Source organism: [Mycobacterium] manitobense, from assembly GCF_025821665.1.
GTDB classification, from domain to species: domain Bacteria; phylum Actinomycetota; class Actinomycetes; order Mycobacteriales; family Mycobacteriaceae; genus Mycobacterium; species Mycobacterium arseniciresistens.
This window is the reverse complement of the sequence record NZ_JACKSJ010000019.1, coordinates 17,201-39,778: the sequence shown is the minus strand read 5'-3', so window position 1 is coordinate 39,778 and position 22,578 is coordinate 17,201. Positions and strand designations below refer to the sequence as shown.

General features: G+C 70.2%; 27 protein-coding genes. 9 read left to right on the top strand and 18 right to left on the bottom strand.

What is annotated here, in order from left to right:
• Positions 1 to 61 precede the first annotated feature (61 nt).
• Positions 62 to 793, top strand: a complete 732-nt coding sequence (locus tag H7I41_RS02085) for a YqjF family protein (protein WP_264010897.1) — start codon at positions 62 to 64, stop codon at positions 791 to 793.
• Here the strand turns inward: H7I41_RS02085 and H7I41_RS02080 are convergent.
• On the bottom strand, positions 790 to 1,647 hold the full coding sequence (locus tag H7I41_RS02080; protein ID WP_264010896.1) for an SDR family oxidoreductase: 858 nt from the start codon (positions 1,645 to 1,647) through the stop codon (positions 790 to 792). The genes H7I41_RS02085 and H7I41_RS02080 overlap by 4 nt on opposite strands.
• Before the next feature lie 21 nt (positions 1,648 to 1,668).
• Entirely contained in the window at positions 1,669 to 2,157 is a 489-nt protein-coding gene (locus H7I41_RS02075) for a YbaK/EbsC family protein (RefSeq protein ID WP_264010895.1), read from the bottom strand.
• A gap of 220 nt (positions 2,158 to 2,377) precedes the next feature.
• Here H7I41_RS02075 and H7I41_RS02070 point away from each other — a divergent pair, with 220 nt between their 5' ends.
• Both H7I41_RS02070 and rsrA read left to right on the top strand, forming a co-directional pair.
• A complete protein-coding gene (locus H7I41_RS02070; protein WP_264010910.1) occupies positions 2,378 to 3,010 on the top strand; it encodes a sigma-70 family RNA polymerase sigma factor in 633 nt (210 codons plus the stop codon).
• The gene (gene rsrA / locus H7I41_RS02065; protein WP_264010894.1) at positions 3,007 to 3,315 is read left to right on the top strand and encodes a mycothiol system anti-sigma-R factor; all 309 of its coding nucleotides are present in this window, start codon (positions 3,007 to 3,009) and stop codon (positions 3,313 to 3,315) included. The genes H7I41_RS02070 and rsrA overlap by 4 nt, the downstream gene beginning before the upstream one ends.
• A 75-nt stretch (positions 3,316 to 3,390) precedes the next feature.
• On the opposite strand, the gene H7I41_RS30385 is transcribed toward rsrA, so the two are convergent.
• Positions 3,391 to 3,483, bottom strand: coding sequence for a 50S ribosomal protein bL37 (locus tag H7I41_RS30385; RefSeq protein WP_003882799.1), 93 nt, complete (start codon positions 3,481 to 3,483; stop codon positions 3,391 to 3,393).
• Between the two features lie 144 nt (positions 3,484 to 3,627).
• Between H7I41_RS30385 and H7I41_RS02060 the strand changes: the two genes are divergently transcribed.
• Positions 3,628 to 3,843 carry a biotin/lipoyl-binding carrier protein gene (locus H7I41_RS02060; RefSeq protein WP_264010909.1) on the top strand — a complete coding sequence of 72 codons (216 nt, stop codon included), beginning with the start codon at positions 3,628 to 3,630 and terminating at the stop codon, positions 3,841 to 3,843.
• 38 nt (positions 3,844 to 3,881) lie between these two features.
• On the top strand, positions 3,882 to 5,372 hold the full coding sequence (locus H7I41_RS02055; RefSeq protein WP_264010893.1) for a two-component system sensor histidine kinase PdtaS: 1,491 nt from the start codon (positions 3,882 to 3,884) through the stop codon (positions 5,370 to 5,372).
• A gap of 118 nt (positions 5,373 to 5,490) precedes the next feature.
• Here H7I41_RS02055 and H7I41_RS02050 read toward each other — a convergent pair whose 3' ends face one another.
• From H7I41_RS02050 to H7I41_RS02000, 11 genes are all read right to left on the bottom strand, one after another.
• Complete coding sequence (locus H7I41_RS02050; RefSeq protein ID WP_110319505.1) at positions 5,491 to 5,745, bottom strand: WhiB family transcriptional regulator; 255 nt, start codon at positions 5,743 to 5,745, stop codon at positions 5,491 to 5,493.
• Between the two features lie 258 nt (positions 5,746 to 6,003).
• The gene (locus H7I41_RS02045) at positions 6,004 to 6,957 is read right to left on the bottom strand and encodes a diacylglycerol/lipid kinase family protein (protein WP_264010892.1); all 954 of its coding nucleotides are present in this window, start codon (positions 6,955 to 6,957) and stop codon (positions 6,004 to 6,006) included.
• Positions 6,958 to 7,009: 52 nt separating this feature from the next.
• Positions 7,010 to 7,678 carry a 3-oxoacid CoA-transferase subunit B gene (locus H7I41_RS02040; RefSeq protein ID WP_372503643.1) on the bottom strand — a complete coding sequence of 223 codons (669 nt, stop codon included), beginning with the start codon at positions 7,676 to 7,678 and terminating at the stop codon, positions 7,010 to 7,012.
• A gap of 5 nt (positions 7,679 to 7,683) precedes the next feature.
• Positions 7,684 to 8,379 (bottom strand): 3-oxoacid CoA-transferase subunit A, encoded by a 696-nt coding sequence (locus tag H7I41_RS02035; RefSeq protein WP_264010890.1) that lies wholly within the window; start codon positions 8,377 to 8,379, stop codon positions 7,684 to 7,686.
• Positions 8,376 to 9,620, bottom strand: a complete 1,245-nt coding sequence (gene pcaDC / locus H7I41_RS02030) for a bifunctional 3-oxoadipate enol-lactonase/4-carboxymuconolactone decarboxylase PcaDC (RefSeq protein WP_264010889.1) — start codon at positions 9,618 to 9,620, stop codon at positions 8,376 to 8,378. The genes H7I41_RS02035 and pcaDC overlap by 4 nt, the downstream gene beginning before the upstream one ends.
• Positions 9,617 to 10,819: a lyase family protein gene (locus H7I41_RS02025; protein ID WP_264010888.1), complete on the bottom strand. Its 1,203-nt coding sequence runs from the start codon at positions 10,817 to 10,819 to the stop codon at positions 9,617 to 9,619. Before H7I41_RS02025 ends, pcaDC begins: the two co-directional genes overlap by 4 nt.
• Entirely contained in the window at positions 10,816 to 11,373 is a 558-nt protein-coding gene (gene pcaG / locus H7I41_RS02020) for a protocatechuate 3,4-dioxygenase subunit alpha (RefSeq protein WP_264010887.1), read from the bottom strand. Before pcaG ends, H7I41_RS02025 begins: the two co-directional genes overlap by 4 nt.
• Positions 11,370 to 12,167 (bottom strand): protocatechuate 3,4-dioxygenase subunit beta, encoded by a 798-nt coding sequence (gene pcaH, locus H7I41_RS02015; RefSeq protein ID WP_264010886.1) that lies wholly within the window; start codon positions 12,165 to 12,167, stop codon positions 11,370 to 11,372. The genes pcaG and pcaH overlap by 4 nt, the downstream gene beginning before the upstream one ends.
• Positions 12,168 to 12,183: 16 nt before the next feature.
• A complete protein-coding gene (locus tag H7I41_RS02010) occupies positions 12,184 to 13,533 on the bottom strand; it encodes an MFS transporter (RefSeq protein WP_264010885.1) in 1,350 nt (449 codons plus the stop codon).
• Positions 13,534 to 13,564: 31 nt separating this feature from the next.
• Positions 13,565 to 14,422: a shikimate dehydrogenase gene (locus H7I41_RS02005; RefSeq protein WP_264010884.1), complete on the bottom strand. Its 858-nt coding sequence runs from the start codon at positions 14,420 to 14,422 to the stop codon at positions 13,565 to 13,567.
• 104 nt (positions 14,423 to 14,526) lie between these two features.
• Positions 14,527 to 15,171 (bottom strand): TetR/AcrR family transcriptional regulator, encoded by a 645-nt coding sequence (locus H7I41_RS02000; RefSeq protein WP_264010883.1) that lies wholly within the window; start codon positions 15,169 to 15,171, stop codon positions 14,527 to 14,529.
• Positions 15,172 to 15,260: 89 nt separating this feature from the next.
• Here H7I41_RS02000 and H7I41_RS01995 point away from each other — a divergent pair, with 89 nt between their 5' ends.
• On the top strand, positions 15,261 to 17,084 hold the full coding sequence (locus tag H7I41_RS01995; protein ID WP_264010882.1) for a bifunctional sugar phosphate isomerase/epimerase/4-hydroxyphenylpyruvate dioxygenase family protein: 1,824 nt from the start codon (positions 15,261 to 15,263) through the stop codon (positions 17,082 to 17,084).
• A gap of 64 nt (positions 17,085 to 17,148) precedes the next feature.
• The gene (locus tag H7I41_RS01990; protein WP_264010881.1) at positions 17,149 to 17,589 is read left to right on the top strand and encodes a hypothetical protein; all 441 of its coding nucleotides are present in this window, start codon (positions 17,149 to 17,151) and stop codon (positions 17,587 to 17,589) included.
• Here the strand turns inward: H7I41_RS01990 and H7I41_RS01985 are convergent.
• Genes H7I41_RS01985 through H7I41_RS01975 form a run of 3 tightly spaced genes read right to left on the bottom strand, consistent with a single transcriptional unit; the run spans position 17,535 to position 19,722 of the window.
• Positions 17,535 to 18,026: a GNAT family N-acetyltransferase gene (locus H7I41_RS01985; RefSeq protein WP_264010880.1), complete on the bottom strand. Its 492-nt coding sequence runs from the start codon at positions 18,024 to 18,026 to the stop codon at positions 17,535 to 17,537. The two genes, H7I41_RS01990 and H7I41_RS01985, sit on opposite strands and share 55 nt — an antisense overlap.
• Positions 18,023 to 19,114, bottom strand: coding sequence for an isochorismate synthase (locus H7I41_RS01980; RefSeq protein WP_264010879.1), 1,092 nt, complete (start codon positions 19,112 to 19,114; stop codon positions 18,023 to 18,025). Before H7I41_RS01980 ends, H7I41_RS01985 begins: the two co-directional genes overlap by 4 nt.
• The gene (locus H7I41_RS01975; RefSeq protein ID WP_264010878.1) at positions 19,111 to 19,722 is read right to left on the bottom strand and encodes an acid phosphatase; all 612 of its coding nucleotides are present in this window, start codon (positions 19,720 to 19,722) and stop codon (positions 19,111 to 19,113) included. The genes H7I41_RS01980 and H7I41_RS01975 overlap by 4 nt, the downstream gene beginning before the upstream one ends.
• A 59-nt stretch (positions 19,723 to 19,781) precedes the next feature.
• On the opposite strand from H7I41_RS01975, the gene H7I41_RS01970 reads away from it, so the two are divergent.
• Positions 19,782 to 20,615: a ParA family protein gene (locus H7I41_RS01970; RefSeq protein WP_302914901.1), complete on the top strand. Its 834-nt coding sequence runs from the start codon at positions 19,782 to 19,784 to the stop codon at positions 20,613 to 20,615.
• 9 nt (positions 20,616 to 20,624) lie between these two features.
• Positions 20,625 to 21,332 carry a PP2C family protein-serine/threonine phosphatase gene (locus H7I41_RS01965; RefSeq protein ID WP_264010876.1) on the top strand — a complete coding sequence of 236 codons (708 nt, stop codon included), beginning with the start codon at positions 20,625 to 20,627 and terminating at the stop codon, positions 21,330 to 21,332.
• 15 nt (positions 21,333 to 21,347) lie between these two features.
• Here the strand turns inward: H7I41_RS01965 and H7I41_RS01960 are convergent, their stop codons facing one another.
• Positions 21,348 to 22,559 (bottom strand): Rv3212 family protein, encoded by a 1,212-nt coding sequence (locus H7I41_RS01960; RefSeq protein WP_264010875.1) that lies wholly within the window; start codon positions 22,557 to 22,559, stop codon positions 21,348 to 21,350.
• Positions 22,560 to 22,578: the final 19 nt, after the last annotated feature.

Below are 22,578 nucleotides of genomic sequence, written 5' to 3'. Positions count from 1 at the left end.
GCCACGATGACTGGGTGGACAGTGGTGCCGCTCGCCGGCCCGCACGAGCAGAGGGTGCCATGTGACCTTCCCGGTGACGGCGCCGGTGTTGCCGCGCCCGGTGTTCTTCGACCAGTTCTGGTCGGAGCTCACGTTCGTGCACTGGCCGGTCGACCCGGGCGCCGTCGCCCATCTCTACCCCGCCGGCACCCGCCCCGACGTGTTCGGCGATGGCCTCACCTATGTGGGGCTGGTGCCGTTCGTCATGCGCCACACCCGGTTCGGCACCACGGTGCCACTGCCGTACTTCGGGTCGTTCGCCGAGACCAACGTCCGGCTGTACTCGGTCGACGGGGCGGGCCGCCACGGCGTGCTGTTCCGGTCGCTGGAAACGCAGCGCGCCGCGGTGGTGCCGGTGACGCGGATCGGACTCGGAGTGCCCTACACGTGGGCGAAGATGCGGGTCGCCCGGTCCGGCCGTCGGGTGTCGTACTCGAGCCTGCGCCGGTGGCCTCGCCGTGGACTGCGCAGCGCACTGACGGTCGACATCGGCGACCGTGTCGAGCCGACACCGCTCGAGGTCTGGCTGACCGCACGCTGGGGTGCGCACACCCGCAAGGCGGGCCGGACATGGTGGTTCCCGAACGAGCACGTCACCTGGCCGCTGCACGAGGCGGACATCGTCGCACTCGATGACGACCTGGTGTCCGCCGCGGGCGTCACGACGGCGGGTGAGCCGCTGCGTGCGCTGTACTCGGCGGGAGTGCACGCCCGCTTCGGGCGGCCGAGCCGGGTGACCCAGGTGGGGTTCTAGGGCGCCGAGTACCCGGGTGGGTTGGGGGTGTCCACCCACAGGTCGACGCCCAGGTCGGAGCCGGGCACGCAGTCGTAGACCGACAGGTCGGTGACCCCGGAGTCGAGCAGCACGTCCTCGCACAGCAGGCTCTGGCCGGTGAACTCCCGCGCCGGCCTGGTCACGATCGCGTACGCCGCGTCGGAGTAGACCTCGGGTTTGCGAGCCCTGGCCATCGCCTCGTCGCCGCCGAGCAGGTTCTGCACCGCGGCCGTGGCCACCATCGTGCGCGGCCACAGGGTGTTCGACGCGATGCCCTCGTCGCGCAGCTCCTCGGCGATCCCCAACGCGCACAACGTCATCCCGAACTTCGCCATCATGTACGCGGTCGGGGTGAGCCACTGCTGTTCGAGCCTGATCGGCGGTGACAGCGTCAGGATGTGCGGGTTCTCCCTGCCCTTCATGTGCGGGATGCAGGCCTGGGACACCGCGTAGGTGCCGCGCACCTGGATGCCGTTCATCAGGTCGAACCGCTTGAGCGGCACCTCCTCGACCGAGCCGAGGTTGATCGCCGAGGCGTTGTTGACGCAGATGTCGATCCCGCCGAACCGTTCGACGGCCTGGGCCACCGCCGCGGTCACCGAGTCGCCGTCACGGATGTCGCCGACGATCGGCAGCGCCTGCCCGCCGGCCTCCTCTATCTCCTCGGCCGCGGTGTACACCGTGCCCTCGAGCTTGGGGTGGGGTTCGGCGGTCTTGGCGATCAGCGCGACGTTCGCGCCGTCGGCGGCGGCGCGCTTGGCGATCGCCAGGCCGATGCCGCGGCTGGCGCCGGAGATGAACATGGTCTTCCCGGAGAGGGGCTTGGCTGCCATGGGGTCACCATATGCCCGGCGTCAGGCCGTGATGTCGGCGGTGACCGCATCGGTGAGCCGCACCAGATCGGCAGGCGCCACCGCGACGTCCCAGCCGCGCTTGCCCGCACTGCACAGCACCCGGTCCCAGCGCAGCGCCGAGGCGTCGACGACCGTCGGCAACGGCCTGCGCTGCCCGAAGGGCGAGATGCCACCGAGCACGTAACCGGTCGACCGTTCGGCCGCCGCGCGTTCGGCCATCGCCACCTTCGGGACGCCGAGCGCCGCGGCCGCCGCCTTGAGCGAGAGCTTCGCCGGCACCGGCAGCACCGCGACCGCCAGGCCGGCGGGCGCCGCCACGATCAGCGTCTTGAACACCTGGGCGGGTTCCACGCCCGTGCCCGAGGCCAGCGCCGCCACCGCCTCCTCGCCGAAGGACTCGGCGCGGGCGTCGTGGGCGTAGCGCAACACCTCGTGCGGCACGCCCGCGGCGAGCAGCGCCGCGATCGCCGGGGTCGCCGCTCGTGCCACCGGCTCAGGGTAGTGCCGGCGATCGGGGAACAAGTCGCCGCGGGTCTGCTGTTATTGACTGCAGTTCCGGCTGCTGATGCAGCGGTCGGCCACCTGTCGGGAGCAGCCACTAGGATCGGGAAGAAGGGGACCTACGGTGCCAACGGTTTGCCTGGAACGTCCGGTGGATCTGCCGGGCCTGTTCGGTGGCGCCGCGACAGAAGGGACGGTGTCGACCCTGATGACCGACGTCGACGGCTCAGCGCCCGAGAGATCCACCGAAACCGATGCCGAGCTGACCGCCCGGTTCGAGAGGGACGCGATCCCGCTGCTCGACCAGCTCTACGGCGGTGCGCTGCGGATGACCCGCAATCCCGCCGACGCCGAGGACCTGCTGCAGGAGACGATGGTCAAGGCCTATTCCGGCTTCCGGTCGTTCCGTGAGGGCACCAACCTCAAGGCGTGGCTGTACCGCATCCTGACCAACACCTACATCAACAGCTACCGCAAGAAGCAGCGTCAGCCGGCGGAGTACCCGACCGAGGAGATCACCGACTGGCAGCTGGCGGCCAACGCCGAGCACTCGTCGACGGGGCTGCGGTCGGCCGAGGTGGAGGCGCTCGAGTCGCTACCGGACACCGAGATCAAAGCGGCGCTTCAGGCGTTGCCGGAGGACTTCCGGATGGCGGTGTACTACGCCGACGTCGAGGGATTCCCGTACAAGGAGATCGCCGAGATCATGGATACGCCGATCGGCACCGTGATGTCCCGGTTGCACCGGGGCCGCAAGCAACTGCGCGACCTGCTGGGCGACGTCGCCCGGGACCGCGGATTCATCCGTGGCGAGCAGGCGCCCGAGGAGGTGCCGTCATGAGTGATCAGCCCCGCGACGACGAACGCTGGACCCCGCCGGTCGGGCCCGTCGACCCAGAGCATCCCGAATGTGCGGCGGTGATCGCCGAGGTGTGGACGCTGCTCGACGGTGAGTGCACCGCGGAGACCCGCGACAAGCTCCAGCACCATCTCGAAGAATGCCCCGCCTGCCTGCGTCACTACGGCGTGGAGGAGCGGGTGAAGCGGTTGATCGCTACCAAGTGCAGTGGAGAGAAGGCCCCCGACCGGCTGCGCGAGCGGTTGCGGATCGAGATCAGCCGCACCACCATCATCCGCGGCGGCTGACCGGCCGCAGGCACCCCGACACGACGACGCCCGCCCGTCCACGCAGGACGAGCGGGCGTTGTCGACTTCTGGGGGCTAGCGCACTGATTTCGAGCCGGCGTTGGGTCGCTTGCCGTGATTCGCCTTCGAGTGCTTCCGGTCGCGCTTCTTGCGGCCACGCTTGGCCATGGCAGTTCCTCCGTACGGTCTTCGGTCTTTCCGGCCCGCGTCCCACGGGCGGCACCACGACATTGTCTCACGGCCCGGCGAATGCTCTAGCCACGCGGGTTGTGGTTCGATAGAGGCGCTAAACCGAGAGTGAGTGGGGTGAAGATGGCCGAGGACGTTCGCGCCGAGATCGTGGCCAGTGTGCTCGAGGTCGTGGTCCACGAAGGTGATCAGATCGGCGAGGGCGACACCCTGGTGCTGCTGGAGTCGATGAAGATGGAGATCCCGGTGCTCGCCGAGGTCGCCGGGACGGTCACCAAGGTCAACGTCAGCGAAGGCGACGTCATCCAGGCCGGTCATCTCATCGCGGTCATCGGCTAGCCACACCCCGGTACTCGACCACTTCGACGTGATCCTCGATGTCCACCCTCGGTGACCTGCTCGCCGAGCACACCATGCTGCCCGGCAACGCCGTCGACCACCTGCACGCCCTGGTCGGCGAGTGGCAGCTGCTGGCGGACCTGTCCTTCGCCGACTACCTCATGTGGGTGGGCCGCGACGACGGCGTGCTGGTGTGCGTCGCGCAGGTGCGGCCCAACACGGCGCCCACGGTGCTGCTCGCCGACGCGGTGGGCACGCTCTCGGACGACCAGCGGCTTCCGGTGGTGCGCTCGGCGTTCGACACCGGCGTCATCGTCACCGAAGACGAAGCAACGCAACAGAATTCACCGGGCCTGAACGTCGAGGCCGTTCCGGTGCGCTGGGACGGCAAGGTGGTCGCGGTGCTGACCCACCAGACTGCGCTGGCCGCCAGGCGCACGGCGAGCCCACTGGAGAGCGCGTACCTCGACTGCGCCGCCGACCTGCTGCACATGCTGTCCGAAGGCACCTTCCCCAATGTCGGTGACCTCGCGATGTCCCGCTCCAGCCCACGCGTCGGCGACGGATTCATCCGGCTGGACGGCGCGGGCACCGTGGTGTTCGCCAGCCCCAACGCGATCTCGGCGTATCACCGGATGGCGCTGACATCGGAACTCGAGGGACACAACCTGGTGGCGGTCACCCGCCCGCTCATCTCGGACCCGTTCGAGGCCCAGGAACTCGCCGATCACGTCCGCAACTCGCTCGCGGGCGGCTCCAGCATGCGCATGGAGGTGGATGCGGGCGGGGCCGCGGTGCTTCTGCGCACCCTGCCGCTGGTGGCGCACGGCGAGGCCGTCGGCGCCGCAGTGCTGATCCGGGACGTCACCGAGGTCAAACGCCGCGACCGCGCGCTGCTGTCCAAGGATGCGACCATCCGCGAGATCCACCACCGCGTCAAGAACAACCTGCAGACGGTGGCGGCGCTGCTGCGGCTGCAGGCGCGGCGCACCAACAACGCCGAGGGCCGCGAGGCGCTGCTGGAGTCGGTGCGCCGGGTGTCGTCGATCGCCCTGGTGCACGATGCGTTGTCGATGTCGGTCGACGAGGAGGTCAACCTCGACGAGGTCGTCGACCGGATCCTGCCGATCATGAACGACGTGGCGACCGTGGACACCCCGATCCGCATCAACCGCGTCGGTGATCTCGGCGTGCTGGACGCGGACCGGGCCACCGCCCTGATCATGGTGATCACCGAACTGGTGCAGAACGCGATCGAGCACGCGTTCGACGACGGCACCGCTCAAGGCTGCGTGACGATCCGCGCCGAGCGGTCGGCGCGCTGGCTCGACGTCGTGGTGCACGACGACGGGCGCGGACTGCCGGACGGCTTCAGCCTCGAGAAGTCCGACCGGCTGGGCCTGCAGATCGTGCGCACCCTGGTGTCGGCCGAACTGGACGGCTCACTGGGCATGCACGACGTCGCCACTGGAGGCACCGACGTGGTGCTGCGGGTGCCGTTGGGGCGCCGCACCCGGCTGCCGCAGTAACGCACGTCACATCCGGAAAACGAAATTCGCTCAGCCAATTGACAGGAAAAGGCTGCGAAAAAAGTGACGGCCCCGACGTTGTCGTCGGGGCCGTCGCTCGCGCGGATCTGACTGTGGGTCAGACCCCGCTGCGGGCCTTGGTGCGGGCATTGCGCCGCTTGAGCGCGCGACGCTCGTCCTCGCTCATCCCGCCCCACACTCCGGCGTCCTGGCCGGAGTCCAACGCCCAGGTCAGGCAGTCGGTGGTGACGGGGCAGCGATTGCAGACCAGCTTCGCGTCAGCGATCTGAGCAAGCGCGGGACCGCTGTTTCCCACGGGGAAGAACAGCTCGGGATCCTCGTCGCGACAGACCGCCTTGTGGCGCCAATCCATAGTTCTAACTCCTCATCAGTCACTAGCTTGTATGCGCAGCAAAGCGCACGAGCTTTTCTTCGGCTGTTAACGCGTGCACACGAAATGTTTCTGCACTGTTGCATCCGATGTTTTCACAGGCTGAACAGATGTCAATAGAACTGCGTTAACACGTGTGCTATCTCACTCCGGCACCGCGTTAGCGGAGCGCTTACCCATGTGTACTACACTCAATCCATCTGCGCCCTGAATTCTTTGGGCGAGCGCCATAAGTCCAGGTCAGAGCGGTGTGACGGGCGGCGCAACCACAGCCAGAGCGTCGGGCACCGACGTGAACGTCATCGTTTCGCGCAGTCCGGCGTAATCTCCGTCGATCTGGCAGGCCACCGGGACGTCGGCGGTCACCCGCAACCACGCGAGGTCGTCGTCGCGCAGCAGGTGGCGTGCCTCGATGCGGGGCGTGCGCGACAGCATCCGACGCACCAGTCGCAGGTTCGCCCACACGTTCATGCTGGTGATGGCGAAGACGCCGAGACCGGTCTCGAACGAGGTGTCCGGGTTGGTCCACACCGGGCGGGTGTTGGCGTAGGTCCACGGACTGGAGTTCGACACGAACGCGAAGTGCACGCCCGACACCGGTTCGGCGTCGGGCAGGTGCAGTGTCAGCGTGGGCTCCTTGCGGGCGCTGGCCAGCATCTCGCGCACCGCGACGCGGATGTAGCGCGACGCAGTCACCGTTCGGCCCTTGGCCCGCTGCGCCTCGACGGCGGCCACGACGTCCCCGTCCACCCCCATGCCCGCGGTGAACACCGCCCAGCGTTCGCCGCAGTCCATCAACCCGATACGCCGCCAGCGGCCGTTGCGGCGGTAGTCGCCGAGCAGGTCGACGAGCTGGTTGGTGGCCTCGGTGGGGTCGGGACTGATGCCGAGCGCCCGGGCGAAGACGTTGGCCGATCCGCCGGGCACCACGCCGACCGCGGGCGCCGGGACACCGGGGCCGCGTTCCGACAGCACGCCGTTGACCACCTCGTTCACCGTGCCGTCACCGCCGTGCACGATCAGCACGTCGACCTCGTCGCGGGCCGCCTCGCGGGCGATCTCGATCGCGTGGCCGCGGTGGTCGGTGTGCACGACGACCAGTTCGGCCCGGCTCTCCACCGCGTGGGCGAGCAGGTCACGCGCCGCAGGGGTGGTCGACGTCGCATTGGGGTTGACGATCAGCACGGCGCGCACGAGGCCAAAGCCTAGCCAAGAGCGCCACGGCCGCGCCGCTGACACCGACCGGTCAGTGCAGCTGGACTCCCAACCGGTCGCCGAGGTCTGCCACGCTGATGCCGAACGTCTCGACCACCCGCACCGGGCGCTCCCCGGTGCGGTCGAGTTCGAAGATCGCCAGGTCGGTGTAGACCCGGTTCACGCAGCGCCGGCCGGTGAGGGGGTAGGCGCATGCCGGCACCAGCTTGGCGGCGCCGTCCTTGGTGAAGAGATTCATCATCACGAAGATCTGCTTGGCGCCGATGGCGAGATCCATCGCTCCGCCGACCGCCGGGATCGCGTCGGGCGCGCCGGTGTGCCAGTTCGCCAGGTCGCCGTGATGGCTGACCTGGTAGGCGCCCAGCACGCAGACGTCCAGATGGCCGCCGCGCATCATCGCGAACGAATCGGCGTGGTGGAAGTAGGAGGCTCCCGGGGTCTCGGTGACCGGGATCTTGCCGGCGTTGGTCAGGTCGGGGTCGATGGCGTCACCCACCGCGACGCCGCCCATGCCCAGCATCCCGTTCTCGGTGTGCAGCACCACGCCGTCGGCCGGTGACAGGTGCTCGGCCACCCGGGTCGGCAACCCGATCCCGAGGTTGACGTAGGACTCGGCGGGGATGTCGCGGGCGATCAGGGCGGCGATCTCGTCGCGGTCGAGGGGTTCGCGGTCGAGGCGCTCGACGGCGTCACTGCGGATGGTCGTCACACTGCCACCTCCGAATCATGCTGGCTTGCAGAGAGATCGAGGATGCGGTCGACGAAGATGCCCGGGGTGACCACACATTCGGGATCCAGCTCGCCGGCGTCCACCACCCGGGCCACCTCGACGACGGTCATCTCGGCGGCGGTGGCCATCACGGGGCCGAAGTTGCGCGCGGTCTTGCGGTACACCAGGTTGCCGGCCCGGTCGCCGACATGGGCGGCGATGAGCGCGACGTCACCGCGGATCGGGTATTCCAGCACGTAGTCGCGACCGTCGATGGTGCGCGCCTCCTTGCCCTCGGTCAGTGGGGTCCCGACGCCGGTCGGGCAGAAGAACGCGCCGATCCCGGCGCCCGCGGCCCGGATGCGTTCGGCGAGATTACCCTGCGGCACCACTTCGAGGTCGACCTCGCCGGCGCGGTACAGCCGGTCGAAGACGTAGGAGTCCGCCTGGCGGGGGAACGAGCAGATCACTTTGCGCACGCGGCCCGCCGCCAGCAGTGCGGCGAGGCCGGTGTCACCGTTGCCCGCGTTGTTGCTGACGATCGTCAGGTCGCCGGCGCCCTGGTCGATCAGCGCGTCGATCAACGTGGTCGGCATCCCGGCCATGCCGAAGCCGCCGACGAGCACCGTTGCCCCGTCGGCGATCCCGGCGACCGCCTGCTCGGCAGTGGTGTGGATCTGGGTGCGGCTCACGAGGGCTCCTCCTCGGTGTCTCGGGTGGCGCTGTCTCGAACGGCGTCGTCCTCGGCGAGCACCCGTCCGGCGATGCGGAACGCGGTGTTCGCGTCGGGCACCCCGCAGTAGATGGCCGTCTGCAACAGCAGTTCCTTGATCTCGTCGACGCTCAGGCCGTTGCGCCGGGCCGCCCGAACGTGCATGGCCAGCTCCTCGTGGTGGCCGCGGGCCACGAGTGCGGTGAGCGTGATCAGCGAACGGCTCCGCCGGTCGAGGCCGGGGCGGGTCCAGATGCTGCCCCAGGCGTACTCGGTGATCAGCGTCTGGAAGTCGGCGCTGAACGGGGTCGTCTGCACCTGCGCGCGGTCAACGTGGTCGTCACCGAGCACCTGCCGCCGGACCGCCATCCCGGCGTCATACCGGGTGATTTCGGCGCGCTCACCGTCGCCCAGCGACCGCGAGCGCGCCGAAATCGCGTCGGGCCGGTGCCGGTGGACGTGTTCGACGACGAGTTCGGCGACCCGGTGCGGGGCCTCGGCCGGTGCGAGATGGCCGACGCCGGGCAGCACCACGAGCCGGCCGTCGGCGACGCCGTCGGCGATCCGTCGCAGATCCTGCGGCGGCGTCGGCACGTCGTCGCTGCCCGCGATCGCGAGTACCGGCGCTGCGATCTCCGCGAGGCGCGCGGTCACGTCGAAGGCGGCCAGCGCCTCGCACGCCAGCGCATACGATTCGGCGTCGGTGGCCCGCAGCGCGGTCAGCAGTGCCGCGCCGGCCTCGGGTGCACGGTCGAGGAAGCCGGGGGAGAACCAGCGTTGGGCCGCGACGTCGACGAGGGCATCGACTCCCGACGCGCGGACGATGGCGGCGCGCTCGCGCCACCCGGCGGGCGTGCCGATCACGGCGCCGGTGCAGATCAGTGTCGCCGAGTGCACCCGGTCAGGCGCGGCCAGCAGCAGCTGCAGGCCCACCGCGCCGCCGAGCGAGTCGCCGGCGTAGTGGAATCCGCCTGCCGCAGAGGCCTCGTCGGCCAGTGCCAGCACCGCCGCGGCGAGATCGTCGACGTCGAACGGGGACGCCGGCGGGCTGTGGCCGTGGCCGGGCAGGTCCCAGGCCACCACCCGGAAGTGGCCGGTCAGGTGCTGCGCCGCGGGCCCCCACAGGGACTGCGCGGACGTGCCCAGTGACGGCCCGAGTAGCAGCAGGGGGCCCCCTGCCGGCCCGCCGAAGTCGGTCGCGACGAGACGCGGGCCGGTCATGACGGCTCCTCGAGGCGCCGCCGGGCCCGCGCCAGCACCGACTCGATCAGCAGGTCGGCCGCACCGGTGTACTGCGGGGCGACCGGCCGTCCGGTCACATCCGACATCGACCGCTGCTCCGCCGAGAGATCCTCGGCTGCAGCCAGATTCGTGGCGGCGCGATCGGTGTCGACCTGCAGCCCGGTCAGCAGCGCCGTGGTCTGGCCTGCGGCGGCCGCGGTGCGCCGGCTGAGGGTGCGCAGCGTGCCCCATTCGGCATGCCAGGCCCCGTCGGCCCGTTCGTCGACACTCGAGGCCGAGGCGACGTGCAGGCCGGCGGCCAGCGGCGGCGCGTTCAGTGCGGCGCTGCGGATGAGCACCGACATCACCGGGTTGCGCTTGTGCGGCATCGTCGACGACCCGCCCGCCTGCCCTTCGGTGAACTCGCCGATCTCGGTCCTGCTGCCGGTCGCGACGTCGGCGGCGATGTGTCCCCAGGCGTCGCAACACGTCACCAGGGCGTCACCGATGCGGGTGACGATCGATCGGGTGGTGTGCCACGGCATGGCCGGTGCCAGGCCGAGCGCCTCGGCCGTCGCGTTCGACAGGGCGAGGGCGGCGTCGGCCGATCCGGTGAGTTCGGTTGCCGCGGCCAGGGTGCCGACGGCGCCGCCTGCCTGCACCGGTAATGGGGGCAGACTGCCGACGGTGTCCGCGGCGTCGAGCACTCCGGTGAGCCAGTGCGCGGTCTTCATGCCGACCGTGCTGGGCAGCGCCGCCTGGGTGAGCGTGCGGGCGAGCATCGGCGCGCGGCGGTGTGTCTCGGTCAGGCGCACCAGTTGTGCCATCTGCAGACACATCTCGTCGCTGACGGCCGCGAGTGTGGCACGCGCGCACAGCATCAGCGCGGTGTCGACGACGTCCTGACTGGTGAGTCCGCGGTGCAGCCACCGGGCGGTCTGATCCCCGGTGCGTTCACGCAGCATGGCGACCAGGCCGGTCACCGAATTGCCGTCGCGTTCGGCGCCCTCGGCGAGGGTGCCGATGTCCGACGGCGAGATCACGGCGCTCAGGTCGGCCTTCGCGGCGGACGGCGCCACAGCGGTGTCGACGAGTGCTTCCAGCCACGCGTCTTCCACCGCGACCATGGCGGCCAGGAACGACCGGTCACTGAACAGCTCACCGGCGCGCCCGTCGCCGGGCGAGAGCAGATCACTCACGGCCGGTGCCCCGGGAAGCGCAGGAACACCGTCTCGTCCGCGCCGCCCTGCAGCCGGACGTCGAATCGCAACCCGGTCGCGTCGCGGCGGGCGACCAGCGTGTCCCGGCGGTCCTCGGGCAGCGAGGCCAGCAGCCGGTCGGTGGCCAGCCCGGCACCGGGAACGTAGATCCTGGTGAACAATCGGTTGAGCAGTCCACGCGCGAACAGCGTGACGGCGAAGAACGCGGCGGTGTCCGGTTGCACTGCACCGGGTTCCACGGTGGTGAAGGAGTACCGGCCGTCGTCGTCGGTGCTCGCCCGGCCCCAGCCGGTGAAGGTCCAGCCGTCGCGGTGCAGCGAGCCGGTGGCCGACGGCAGCACTCCGTCGGCGCCGGCCTGCCAGATCTCGAGCAGCGCGTCCGGCACCGGGTCCCCTGCGCCGTCGGTCACCCGCCCGTGCAGCCGGATGGCCCCCGGTGTGCCCGGCCGCACCAGCTCATCACCGCCGGGGAACGGCAGCGCGTAGCCGAAGAACGGACCGATCGTCTGACCCGGTGTCGGTGCCATGGTCATCGGCTGCCGTTTCCTTCCACCGGCGTCTGCGCGGCGCCGGACAGGACGATGTCCCACCGGTAGCCGGTGGCCCATTCGTGGGTGGTCACGTCGTGGTCGTAGGCGGCGACCAGGCGATCGCGCGCCTTCCGGTCGGTGATCGACTGGTAGATCGGGTCCAGCGCGAACAGCGGATCACCGGGGAAGTACATCTGGGTGATCATGCGCTGAGTGAACTGTGTTCCGAACAACGAGAAGTGGATGTGGGCGGGCCGCCACGCGTTGTGGTGGTTCCGCCACGGGTACGGGCCCGGCCTGATGGTGGTGAAGCGGTACCAGCCGTCGCCGTCGGTCAGGCAGCGGCCGACGCCGGTGAAGTTCGGGTCCAGCGGCGCGGGGTGCTGGTCGCGCTGGTGCAGGTAGCGGCCCGCGGCGTTGGCCTGCCAGATCTCGACGAGCTGGTGGCGGACCGGTCTGCCGTCGCCGTCGACGACGCGTCCGGTGACCACCGCCCGCTCGCCGATCGGTTGGCCTGCGTGCTGGATCGTCAGATCCGCCTCCAGCGGATGCACGTCGCGATTCCCGAAGCACGGGCCGCTGAGCTCGACCGCCTCGGGGTCGACGGCGTGCAGTGCCGCCAGGGGATGGCGCAGCCTGCTGCTGCGGTAGGGCGGGTAGGTCAGCCGGGGCTGGAATTCCTCCACACCCGCGCCGCGGTATTCGTCGGCGATCGAGGCGATCTCGGTGCTGATCTCGTTCTGACTGCGCAGTGCGCTGTCCGGCGCGAGGTCGCCGACGGCGATGGCGTTCTCCACGAGTCCCTCCCGGTGCTCAGCCGTTGACCAGCGTCTTGGGCGAATCGGGCATCCCGAGCAATTCGGTGGGGACGCTCTTCGTCTCTTTCGCGGTCATCGCGGACAGCGCGGCGATCAGGCAGACGATTGCCGTGAAGATGCTGATGACCACCCAGCCGCCTTCGCGGACACCACCGAGTGCGGTGACGATGGTCGGGGCGAATCCCGCCAGCAGGAACCCGATCTGAGTGCCGATCGCCATGCCGGAGAAACGGACCTGGGTGCTGAACATCTCGCCGTAGAACGACGGCCACACGGCGTTGGCGGCGGCGTACCCGAACGAGAACGTGGCCACCGCGAGGGCGAAGGTCAGCAGCGTGTTGTCGTTGCTCATCGACAGCATGTAGAAGGGCATCAGGGCCGCCGACGATAAGGCGCCGTAGATGAAGACCGGCTTGCGGCCGATCCGGTCGGCGAGAATGCCGAACAGCGGTTGGGTGAACAGCGCGACGACGTTGGCGACGACGACCAGCCACAGCGTGATGCCGGCGTCGAGGCCCACCTTCTTGCCGTAGGCGATCGCGAGTGTCCCGAACACCGTTGACACGGCGGCGATGAAGGCGCAGAAGATGACCCGCAGTACGTCTCTCCAGTGGTTCTGCAGAAGCGGCTTCAGCGGCATCCGGGCGATGGCGCCGGTGGCCTTGGCTTCGTCGAATTCCGGAGTCTCGTGCAGCCGACGACGGATGAAGTAGGCCACCACGACGACGATCGCGCTGAGCCAGAAGGGAACCCGCCAGCCCCACGACATCTCGGCGTCGTCGGGCAGGGAGACGAAGGGCAGCATCACGAGTTGGGCGAGGATGAGGCCGCCCTGGGTTCCGGTCAGCGTCCAGGACGTGAAGAACGCGCGCCGGTTGTCGGGGGAGTGTTCCAGTGTCAGCGAGCTGGCGCCGGCCTGTTCACCGGCCGCGGAGAAGCCCTGGAGCAACCGGCACAGCACGAGTAACCCTGGTGCGACCCAGCCGACCGTGGCGAATGTGGGCAGGCAGCCGATCGCGAAGGTGGACACCCCCATCAGCACGAGCGTGAACATCAGCACGTTGCGTCGGCCGAGGCGGTCGCCGAAGTGGCCGAGGACGAAGGCGCCGACCGGCCGTGCGACGTAGGCGACGCCGAAGGTCGCGAACGACAGCACCAGGGCGGCGTCATCACCCGACGGGAAGAACACCTTCGGGAAGATCAGCGCGGCGGCGGTGCCGAAGACGAAGAAGTCGTAGTACTCGACGGCGCTGCCCATGAAGCTGGCGACGGCGGCGCGGCCGGGTGTTCGTCGCGGTGCATCGGCTCCGCCGCTGTCGGATTCGGTGATTGTCGTGCGGCTCATGACTTCTCCTGTTCGGTCGGGCGGTGGATGGTCAGCCGACGAGGCTGCGGAAGTGCCGGGACATGCGGTCGGCGTCGGGGGTGATGCCGGTGATCAGGGCGAAGGCCTCGGTGGCCTGGTGCACGGCCATGTGGCCGCCGTCGAGAGTGCGGCAGCCGGCCTGCTGTGCGGCGGTGAGCAGTTCGGTGTCCAGCGGCCGGTAGACGATGTCGGCCACCCAGAGCCGCGAGTGCAGCAGCTCGGCGGCCAACGGCAGGCCCGGGTGTTCGGCCATGCCGGTGGGCGTGCAGTGCACCAGGCCGTCGGCGGCGGGCAGCAGCACCGACAGCTTGTCGGGGGTGGAGGCGTCCACTCGGGCGTCGGTGTGGCGGACGCCGAGCTGGTGCGCCAGCGCGGTCGCGCGGTCGACGTCGGCGTCGACCACCGCGAGGTGCTCGGCGCCGAGTCGCAGCAGTGCGTCGCCGACGGCCGCGCCCGCTCCGCCGGCGCCGATCATCACCACCGACGTCCGCGGCGCCCCGGGCAGGCCCTCGTCGAATCCGATCGCGAAGCCGGTGGTGTCGGTGTTGTAGCCGACGTCGCCGTGCTCGGCGAAGACCACGGTGTTCACCGCGGCCACCGAGGCCGCGAGCTCGTCGATGTGGTCGAGGTGTTCCATCACCAGCCGCTTGCAGGGGTGGGTGATGTTCAGCGCGTCGTAGCCCATGGCGCGCGCCCATTCGAGGATCTCGCCGATCCGCTCGGCCGCGATGCCTGCCGTGTTCAGGTCGATGATGCGGTACAGGTAGTCGATGCCCTGTTCGTGGGCTTCGCGCATGTGCAGCTTGGGCGTCAGGGACGGTCCGACGCCGGTCCCGACCAGACCGACCAGGTAGGCGTCGTGGCTCATTTCGTCTCCTCAATGTACTAACTAGTACGTACGTCGAGGAGACCACAGTGACCGGGCTCACGTCAAGACCGTGCTGTGAAGCCGGTCTCGGCGCTACGCGCCGGTCAGGGTGTCGAGGTGAGCCAGCCGACGACCACGTCGCCGATCATCTTGCGCAGGTGAGCGCGCCGCGAGGGTTCGGTGAAGTCGATGCCGAACAGATAGCCGAACGTGTACCGGTTGGCGACCTGGAACACGCAGAACGAGCTGATCACGATGTGCACGTCCAGCGCGTCGGCGTCCTGCCGGAAGACGCCCTGGCGCCTGCCGTTCTGCAGGATCTCGTCGAGCAGCGTGGTCGCCGGACGCGACAGCGTGCGCAACGATTCCAGCCGGCCGATGAACTCACCGCGGTGGATGTTCTCGATGGAGACCAGGCGGATGAACTCCTGGTGAGCGATGTGGTGATCGAAGGTCAGTCCGGCCAGTGCGCGCAGCGCGTCCACCGGGTCCACGTGGTCGACTTGAAGCCGCTGCTCGGCCTCGCGGATCCCGAGGTAGGCCTTCTCCAGCACGGCCATGTACAGCTGCTCTTTGCCGCCGAAGTAGTAGTAGATCATCCGCTTGGTGGTGCGGGTGCGCTCGGCGATCTCGTCGACCCGCGCGCCCGAATACCCGGATTCGGCGAACACCGCGGTCGCGACCTCGAGCAGCTCGGACCGCGTGCGTTCGGCGTCGCGCTGCAGTTCGGGCCGGGACTCGGTCGACACGTCGCCGAGCCTAGCCGCGTCGGTGGGAGCGCAGGCCCTTGTGGCTTAACTAACTATTTCGTACATTAGTGACGATTGGAGGACGGCCCATGAGGACTTCCGTCGCCACCGTCTCGCTGAGTGGCTCGCTGACCGAGAAACTGCACGCCTGCGCCGCCGCCGGATTCGACGGCGTCGAGGTGTTCGAGCCCGATCTCATCGCCAACGACCGCAGCCCCGAGGAGATCCGCAGCCTCGCGCGGCGGCTCGGCCTGTCGCTCGACCTGTACCAGCCGCTGCGCGACATCGAGGGCGTCGACGAGGCCACGTTCACCGAGAACCTGCGCCGCGCCGGCGCCACCTTCGCCACGGCCGCACGGCTCGGCATCGACACCATCCTGGTGTGCAGCAACGTCGCCACGGCCACCGTCGACTCCGACGAGGTGTCGGCCGGACAGCTGCGCCGCCTCGGCGACCTCGCCGCCGGCTACGGCATCAGGGTCGCCTTCGAGGCACTGGCGTGGGGCCGCTTTATCGACGACTACCGACGGGCCTGGCGTGTCGTCGAACTCGCCGACCACCCCGCGGTCGGTACCTGCCTTGACAGCTTCCACGTGCTCTCGCGCGGCCACGATCCGGCCGACATCGAGCGGATCCCGAGCGACAAGATCTTCTTCCTGCAGCTCGCCGACGCGCCCGCGCTGACCATGGACGTGCTGTCCTGGAGCCGCCACCACCGCCTCTTCCCCGGCGAGGGCGCGTTCGACCTGCCCGGGTTCCTGTCCCGCGTGCTGGCCACCGGCTACGACGGCCCGCTGTCACTCGAGGTCTTCAACGACACCTTCCGTCAGACCGACCCCGAGCGCACCGCGGTGCACGCGCTGCGGTCACTGCTCTGGCTGCAGGACAAGACCGCGCACCGCAAGCCGGAGGGGTGGCGCCGCGACGTGGTGGCGCTGACGCCCGCCAAGCCGCCCACCGCGTTCGACTTCGTCGAGATCAAGGCGGAGGAGACCACCCACGTCGAGGTGCTCCTCGAGCAGTTCGGCTTCACCTCGGCGGGGCGCCACCGCACGAAGCCGGTCTCGCTGTGGGTCGCGGGCGACGCCCGGGTGGTGCTCAACGAGCAGCAGGCCCGTGATCAGGCGCCGCACGTCGCGGCCGTCGGCTTCCAGGTGCCAGACGGCGGCGAAACCACCCGGCGCGCAAGGGAACTGATGGCCCCCGTCGCCTACCGCCGGACCTACGCCGCGGAGCAGGCGCTCGGCTCCGCGGTCGCTCCGGACGGCACCGAGCTGTTCTGGGTCACCGAACCCGCCGCTGGATCGGCGCCGGCCTGGGTGGACGAATTCGACAGCGGCCGACCGCCGACGCCGACGGCCGTCCGCGCGATCGACCACGTCAACCTCTCGCAACCGTGGCACACCGCAGAAGATGCGGTGCTGTTCCTCACCAGCGTCTTCGGCCTGTCGGCCGGCACGCCCGCCGAGGTGCCCGGGCCCACCGGTCTGGTGCGCAGCCAGGTGTTGCGGACCGTCGACGGCGCGGTGCGGATACCGCTGAACGTCGCGCCGCAGGTGCTCGACGGGGTGAAGATGCCCCAGCACGTCGCGTTCGCGTGCGCGGACATCTTCGCCGTGGCCCGGGCGGCACGCAGCCGCGGAGCCCGCTTCCTGCCGGTGCCCGACAACTACTACGACTACCTGGCGGGCCGGTTCGGCCTGGACACCGCGGTGGTCGAGGAGCTCAACGACCTCGACCTGCTCTACGACCGCGACCCCGACGGCGGCGAGTTCGTGCACTTCTACACCCGCACGGTCGGCACGGTGTTCTTCGAGTTCGTGCAGCGGCGCGGCCACTACGACGGCTACGGCGCCGACAACGCCCCGGTGCGACTGGCGGCACAGCGCGGTTCGCACGTCGCTACCGTGTGACGGTGACCGAAAGACGTTCGCAGCGCCACGGGCCGGACACCGACCTGACCGATCGGCGGGCCCGGTGACCGTGCCTGCGCCCTCGACCGTACGGATGGCTGCGGTGCTGGTGCTGCTGCAGGGGGCGGCCGGACTCGCGGCGGCGGTGTTCTACGTGGTGAGTGGGCTGTCCGGCCAGCAGGAGCCGGGCCTGAACTCCTACGGGACCGCGGCCTGGTTCGCGATCATCGGCGGGGCGGTCGCGGCGGCGGGCTGGGCGCTGTGGACCGGCCGGCGGTGGGGTCGCGGCGTGGCGGTGTTCGCCCAGCTGCTCCTGCTCGGCGTGTCCTGGTACGTCGGCGTGGGCTCACACCAGTGGGCCTACGGCATCCCGCTGGCGCTGACCGCACTGGTGGTGCTGGTGCTGCTGTTCAGTCCGGCGACGCTGGAGTGGCTGGCCGCGCCGGACGATCAGGGCGCCGGTGGGGCTGCCAGCGCCGACAGTTCGGGGCCCGACACCCGGTAGGTGATCCAGTCGGTCTGCGGCTTGCCGCCCAGCGCGTCGTAGGTGGCGATGGCGTCGGCGTTCCAGTCCAGCACCGCCCAGCTCAGCCGCGAGTAGCCGTTCTCGACACACTCGCCGGCGAGTGTCGAGAGCAGCGCGCGGGCCAGGCCGCGGCGGCGGAACTGCGGGCGGACGAACAGGTCCTCGAGGTAGATGCCGGCGACACCGTCCCACGTCGAGAAGTTGTAGAACCACAGTGCCGCCGCGGCCGGCGTTCCGTCGACCTCTGCGATGTGCCCGAACACCACCGGGCGATCGCCGAAAAGTGCTGTGCCGAGCTGACTCTCGGTCACCGTGCACTCCGCGGCGGCGCGTTCGAACTCGGCGAGCTCGTGGATCATCGCGGCGAGCTCGGCCTCGTCGCCCCGCCGCACCGGTCGGATCGTCGTTCCGCTCATGTCTGCACCCCCAGGCCGGACAGGATCGTCCTGAACTTCGTCGTGGTCTCGTCGACTTCGTCGTCCGGATCGGATTCGGCGACGATGCCGCCGCCGGCCCTGGCGTCGGCGCTGCGCCGATCGGCGGACAGCTGCGCGCCGCGGATGGACACCACCCAGCTGCCGTCGCCGCGCGCGTCACACCAGCCGACGGCGCCGGCATAGAAGCCGCGGTCACCCTCGAGTTCGGTGATCAGCGCGGCGGCCGTGCCGGCGGGGACGCCGCCGACCGCAGGCGTCGGGTGCAGCGCGACCGCCAGATCCAGTGCGGTGGTGGAAGTTTCGCGGAGGCGGGCGGTGATCGGCGTGTTCAGGTGCCACACCGCCGCGGTGCTGCTCAACGCAGGCGTCGGCGCGATCTGCAGGTCGACGCACAGCGGGTCGAGTGCCTTGCGCATCGCGTCCACGACGAGTTGGTGTTCGTGGCGGTTCTTCGCGGAGTCGGCCAGCGCCGCCGCGTTCGCCCGGTCGGTGTCGGGGTCGGCCGAACGCGGCGCCGAGCCCGCGAACGGCCGGCAGGTCACCACGTCACCCCGGCGCGCCACCAGCAGTTCCGGCGTCGCCCCGACCAGCGCGGTGCCGGCGTGGTCACCACCGGCCGGGCTCAGGTCGACGAGATATCCGGTGGCGGAGGGATCGTCGGCCACCAGCCGGGTCAGCACGGTCCACGCGTCGACCGGGCCGTCCGCGATCAGCTGCAGCGAGCGGGCGAGCACCACCTTGTGCAGCCCGGCGGCGGGGTCGTTGAGGCGACGCACGGCGGCCGCGACCCGCGCCCGGTGCTCGGCGGGCTCGGGCAGTGCCCGCGCGACGTGTACGGCCGGCAGCGGGAGCACGGGCCAGTCGGGCAGCGCGGCGGTGAAGCGCACCGCCTCTGGCGCCATCAGCGCGGTTGGTTGCGACACGTCGAAAGGCAGGGCGCCCACGATGATCGACGCGTCACCGGCGCGAAGCGCCGCCTGCGCGTCGGCCAGTCGGGTGAATCCGGTGCGGATGCCTGCGGCGACCACAACGCCGTCCGGGCCTGCGAGGACTAAGGGCGCGTTCACCGCGGCTTACACGGATCCGTGTGTCCCGTGAGCCCCTGCGCGATGATCTGGCGGACACCGTGCTCGAATCCGAGGACGGCGATCGAGGCCGGGGCCATCGCGAAGCGGATTCCCTTCGGCACGGGTAATTCGACCCACCGCGAGATCACCGAGCGGGAGAAGTGGGCGTGTCCGACGAAGACCACGTCGCGCGACTCCATGTATTGCAGCGCGAGGTCCACGGCGCCGTCTGCACGTTCGGTCACCGCGGCGACGCTCTCGCCGCCCGGGGCGCCATGCGTCCAGATCAGCCAGTCGGGCACCGACTCCCGGATCTGGGGTGTGGTCAGTCCTTCGTAGTCGCCGTAGTCCCATTCCTGCAGGAGTGGCGAGACTTCGTCGACCCTCAGACCGGCGAGTTCGGCGGTCCGTACGGCCCGCACCATGGGGCTGCTGATCACAAACGGGTCGTTCAGCTCCAAGTCGGCGATGGCCTCTGCGGCTTGTTCGGCACGTTCCCGACCGAGATCGGTGAGGTCCAGGTCGGTGTGACTCGTGTGCCGTCCGGATCGAGACCATTCCGTCTCGCCGTGCCGGAGAAGAAGCAGCCGTTGCTGCAGAACACTCACCTCACCGATTCTGCCGCACGTCCAACGACCGGGTCGGTGCGCATGTGAGGATGAGCATCGTGACGGGGGTACTCGCGATAGCCAATCAAAAGGGTGGGGTCGCCAAGACGACGACGGTGGCTTCGTTGGGCGCGGCGTTGACCGAGCAGGGCAGGCGGGTGCTGCTCGTCGACCTCGACCCGCAGGGGTCACTGACGTTCTCGCTGGGCCACGACCCGGACAAGCTCCCGGTGTCGGTGCACGAGGTGCTGCTCGGCGACGTCGAACCGGATGCGGCGCTGGTGGAGACGCCCGAGGGGATGACGCTGCTGCCGGCCAACATCGACCTGGCCGGCGCCGAGGCGATGCTGTTGATGCGCGCCGGTCGCGAATATGCGCTCAAGCGGGCACTGGCCAAGGTCACCGGACCGGAGGACGGCGCCGCCGCAGGCAAGAAGGCCAAGGACCGGTTCGACGTCGTGATCATCGACTGCCCGCCGTCGCTGGGGGTGCTCACCCTCAACGGGCTCACCGCCGCCGACGAGGCGATCGTGCCCCTGCAGTGCGAGACGCTGGCCCACCGCGGCGTCGGACAGTTCCTGCGCACCATCAACGACGTGCAGCAGATCACCAATCCGGGCCTGACGCTGCTCGGGGCGCTGCCCACGCTGTACGACTCGCGCACCACCCACAGCCGCGACGTGCTGCTCGACGTCGCCGACCGCTACGGCCTGCCCGTGCTGGCGCCGCCGATCCCGCGCACCGTTCGGTTCGCCGAAGCCAGCGCATCGGGGGCGTCCGTGCTGGCGGGCCGCAAGAACAAGGGCGCCCAGGCCTACCGGGAGCTGGCGGCGGCCCTGCTCAAGCACTGGAAGTCCGGCAAGGCGATGGCCACCTTCACCCCGGAGGTGTGAGCCGCCCCGATGGCCACCGTCTCGACCGCGGCGACCGCGACCGACAAGGGTCCGGTGCGGCCCACCAACCAGGACAGCGCGCTGGTCGAGGATCCGCTCTACGCGGTCGCCGACGGGTTCGGCACGTACGGCGACATCGCGAGCCGGCTCGCCGTCGAGGCGCTGAGCACGGTGTTCGCCACCGCACCGGACCGGGCCGGGCTGTTCCGTGCGGTCGGTGACGCCAACACCCGCATCTGGGACCACGCCGCCACCCTGACCGGCAACGAGACCATGGGCACCACGCTCGTCGCACTGGCGGTGCTGTCCGACGCCGACGGTGGCCCGGTCGCGATGACCATCGGAGACTCACGGCTGTACCGGATCCGCGACGGCGCGCTGGACCGGCTGACGGAGGACGACAGCGTCGTGGCCCATCTGGTGCGCGCCGGCGAGCTGACCGAGGACGAGGCCCGCTGGCACCCCAAGCGTCACCTGCTGACCCGGGCGCTCGGCATCTCACCGACGGTGGACCCGCGGGTGGTCGACGTGGACTGCCGCGCGGGGGACAGGCTGCTGATCAGCTCCGACGGGCTGTTCGGCCAGGTGCACGACGACGAGATCCTGGCGGCCGCGGAGCCGGCGGACCCCGATGTGGCGGCGCGCGGACTCGTCGCGCTGGCCAACGACGCGGGTGGCTCCGACAACGTCACCGTCGTGGTGATCGACCTGGCCTGACGGCCGCAGTCGCGGTCAGCCGAGCGCGACCAGTTGTTCGCCGCGCTGCTCGAGCAGCATCGAACCGGCCACCGCGGGGATGACGGGCGCGCTGGACGGGGGCCGCACCAGCGGGATGTGCCGTTGCCCGGCGCCGGTCGCGGCGTCGAACACGTCGTAGCCGGAGGTGACCGGCACCAGCAACCGTCCCGCGAGCGCGGTGGCCGGGCCGACCGCGGCGGCGCCGCCCGACGGGCTGACCGTGTACTTGTAGCGCAGTTCGTCGGTGTCGAAGACCATCACCGCATCGCCCGTCCACCAGGTGATCAGGTCACCGGCGCGCGACATGGCGGCCTGTGGCGACACCGGTCCGGGCAGCGGCGTGGTGGCGACCGTGGCGCCGGTCTCGTCGACGATGTTCACCACGGGCTTCGGGGTCGGCACGTACACCGCGGTCGAGACGTCGGACACCGCGATCACCCGGGCGCCGGAGTCGTCGGACACGCCGGGCTGGGGCACGAACTGGCTTTCCGGGGTGTCCTCCTCGTCGGACGGCCGCAGCAGCGTCAGCCGCAGGTTGTCCTCGCGGGGACAGGCCTCGAGCACCGACACCGCCGTCGAACTGGCCGCGGCCGACACCAGCCGGCACAGCGGCGACGGCGGGATGCCTGGCTTGATGCGGGCGTCCAGGTAGCCGTAGCTGAGCATCCGGACCATGTCCGAGCGCCACAGCTCGAGCCTGCTGTCGCCGACCGACAGCACCGTGGTGCCGTCCGAGGACAGCGTCACCTCGGGGTCGGCGTACGCGGTGCGGGCCGGCCCGCGGCGGCCGGTCTTGCCGTCGATGGTGCTCACCTGGCCGCAGCCGCGGGCGTCGGGGTACACCGCCACCGCGTCGTAGTAGACGTAGCTGACGCCGCACAGCTCGACGTCGCGTGCGTAGCTCCACAGTGTGGCGCCGGTCGCCGGATCGCGGCCCTCGACGTCGCGGCCGTTGCCGGTCACCACTGCGCCGGCCACCACCAGCGGAGTCGTCGTCTTGGGGCTGGGCACCGTCCAGCGCTGCTGCAGCGACGCCGGGACCTCGCGCGGTGTCTCCACGCTGGGCACCGGGGTGGCGGCGGGGCGGCTGATCGTGGCCCGCGCGTCACTGGTCCACCAGACCAGGCCAGCCGTCACCACAACCACTGCGGCGATGACGAGTGCCGCCACGATGTCGCCGCGGGTGCGGCGCTCGGGTGTGACCATCTGCCGGTCGCGTGGACCG

What these genes read in the sequence shown, in the direction of transcription:
- H7I41_RS02080 (WP_264010896.1), bottom strand. Translation starts at nt 1,647, where the DNA reads ATGGCAGCCAAGCCCCTCTCCGGGAAGACCATGTTCATCTCCGGCGCC.
- H7I41_RS02070 (WP_264010910.1), top strand. Translation starts at nt 2,378, where the DNA reads ATGACCGACGTCGACGGCTCAGCGCCCGAGAGATCCACCGAAACCGAT.
- rsrA (WP_264010894.1), top strand. Translation starts at nt 3,007, where the DNA reads ATGAGTGATCAGCCCCGCGACGACGAACGCTGGACCCCGCCGGTCGGG.
- H7I41_RS30385 (WP_003882799.1), bottom strand. Translation starts at nt 3,483, where the DNA reads ATGGCCAAGCGTGGCCGCAAGAAGCGCGACCGGAAGCACTCGAAGGCG.
- H7I41_RS02060 (WP_264010909.1), top strand. Translation starts at nt 3,628, where the DNA reads ATGGCCGAGGACGTTCGCGCCGAGATCGTGGCCAGTGTGCTCGAGGTC.
- H7I41_RS02055 (WP_264010893.1), top strand. Translation starts at nt 3,882, where the DNA reads ATGTCCACCCTCGGTGACCTGCTCGCCGAGCACACCATGCTGCCCGGC.
- H7I41_RS02050 (WP_110319505.1), bottom strand. Translation starts at nt 5,745, where the DNA reads ATGGATTGGCGCCACAAGGCGGTCTGTCGCGACGAGGATCCCGAGCTG.
- pcaDC (WP_264010889.1), bottom strand. Translation starts at nt 9,620, where the DNA reads ATGACCGGCCCGCGTCTCGTCGCGACCGACTTCGGCGGGCCGGCAGGG.
- pcaG (WP_264010887.1), bottom strand. Translation starts at nt 11,373, where the DNA reads ATGACCATGGCACCGACACCGGGTCAGACGATCGGTCCGTTCTTCGGC.
- H7I41_RS02010 (WP_264010885.1), bottom strand. Translation starts at nt 13,533, where the DNA reads ATGAGCCGCACGACAATCACCGAATCCGACAGCGGCGGAGCCGATGCA.
- H7I41_RS02005 (WP_264010884.1), bottom strand. Translation starts at nt 14,422, where the DNA reads ATGAGCCACGACGCCTACCTGGTCGGTCTGGTCGGGACCGGCGTCGGA.
- H7I41_RS01995 (WP_264010882.1), top strand. Translation starts at nt 15,261, where the DNA reads ATGAGGACTTCCGTCGCCACCGTCTCGCTGAGTGGCTCGCTGACCGAG.
- H7I41_RS01985 (WP_264010880.1), bottom strand. Translation starts at nt 18,026, where the DNA reads ATGAGCGGAACGACGATCCGACCGGTGCGGCGGGGCGACGAGGCCGAG.
- H7I41_RS01965 (WP_264010876.1), top strand. Translation starts at nt 20,625, where the DNA reads ATGGCCACCGTCTCGACCGCGGCGACCGCGACCGACAAGGGTCCGGTG.
- H7I41_RS01960 (WP_264010875.1), bottom strand. Translation starts at nt 22,559, where the DNA reads ATGGTCACACCCGAGCGCCGCACCCGCGGCGACATCGTGGCGGCACTC.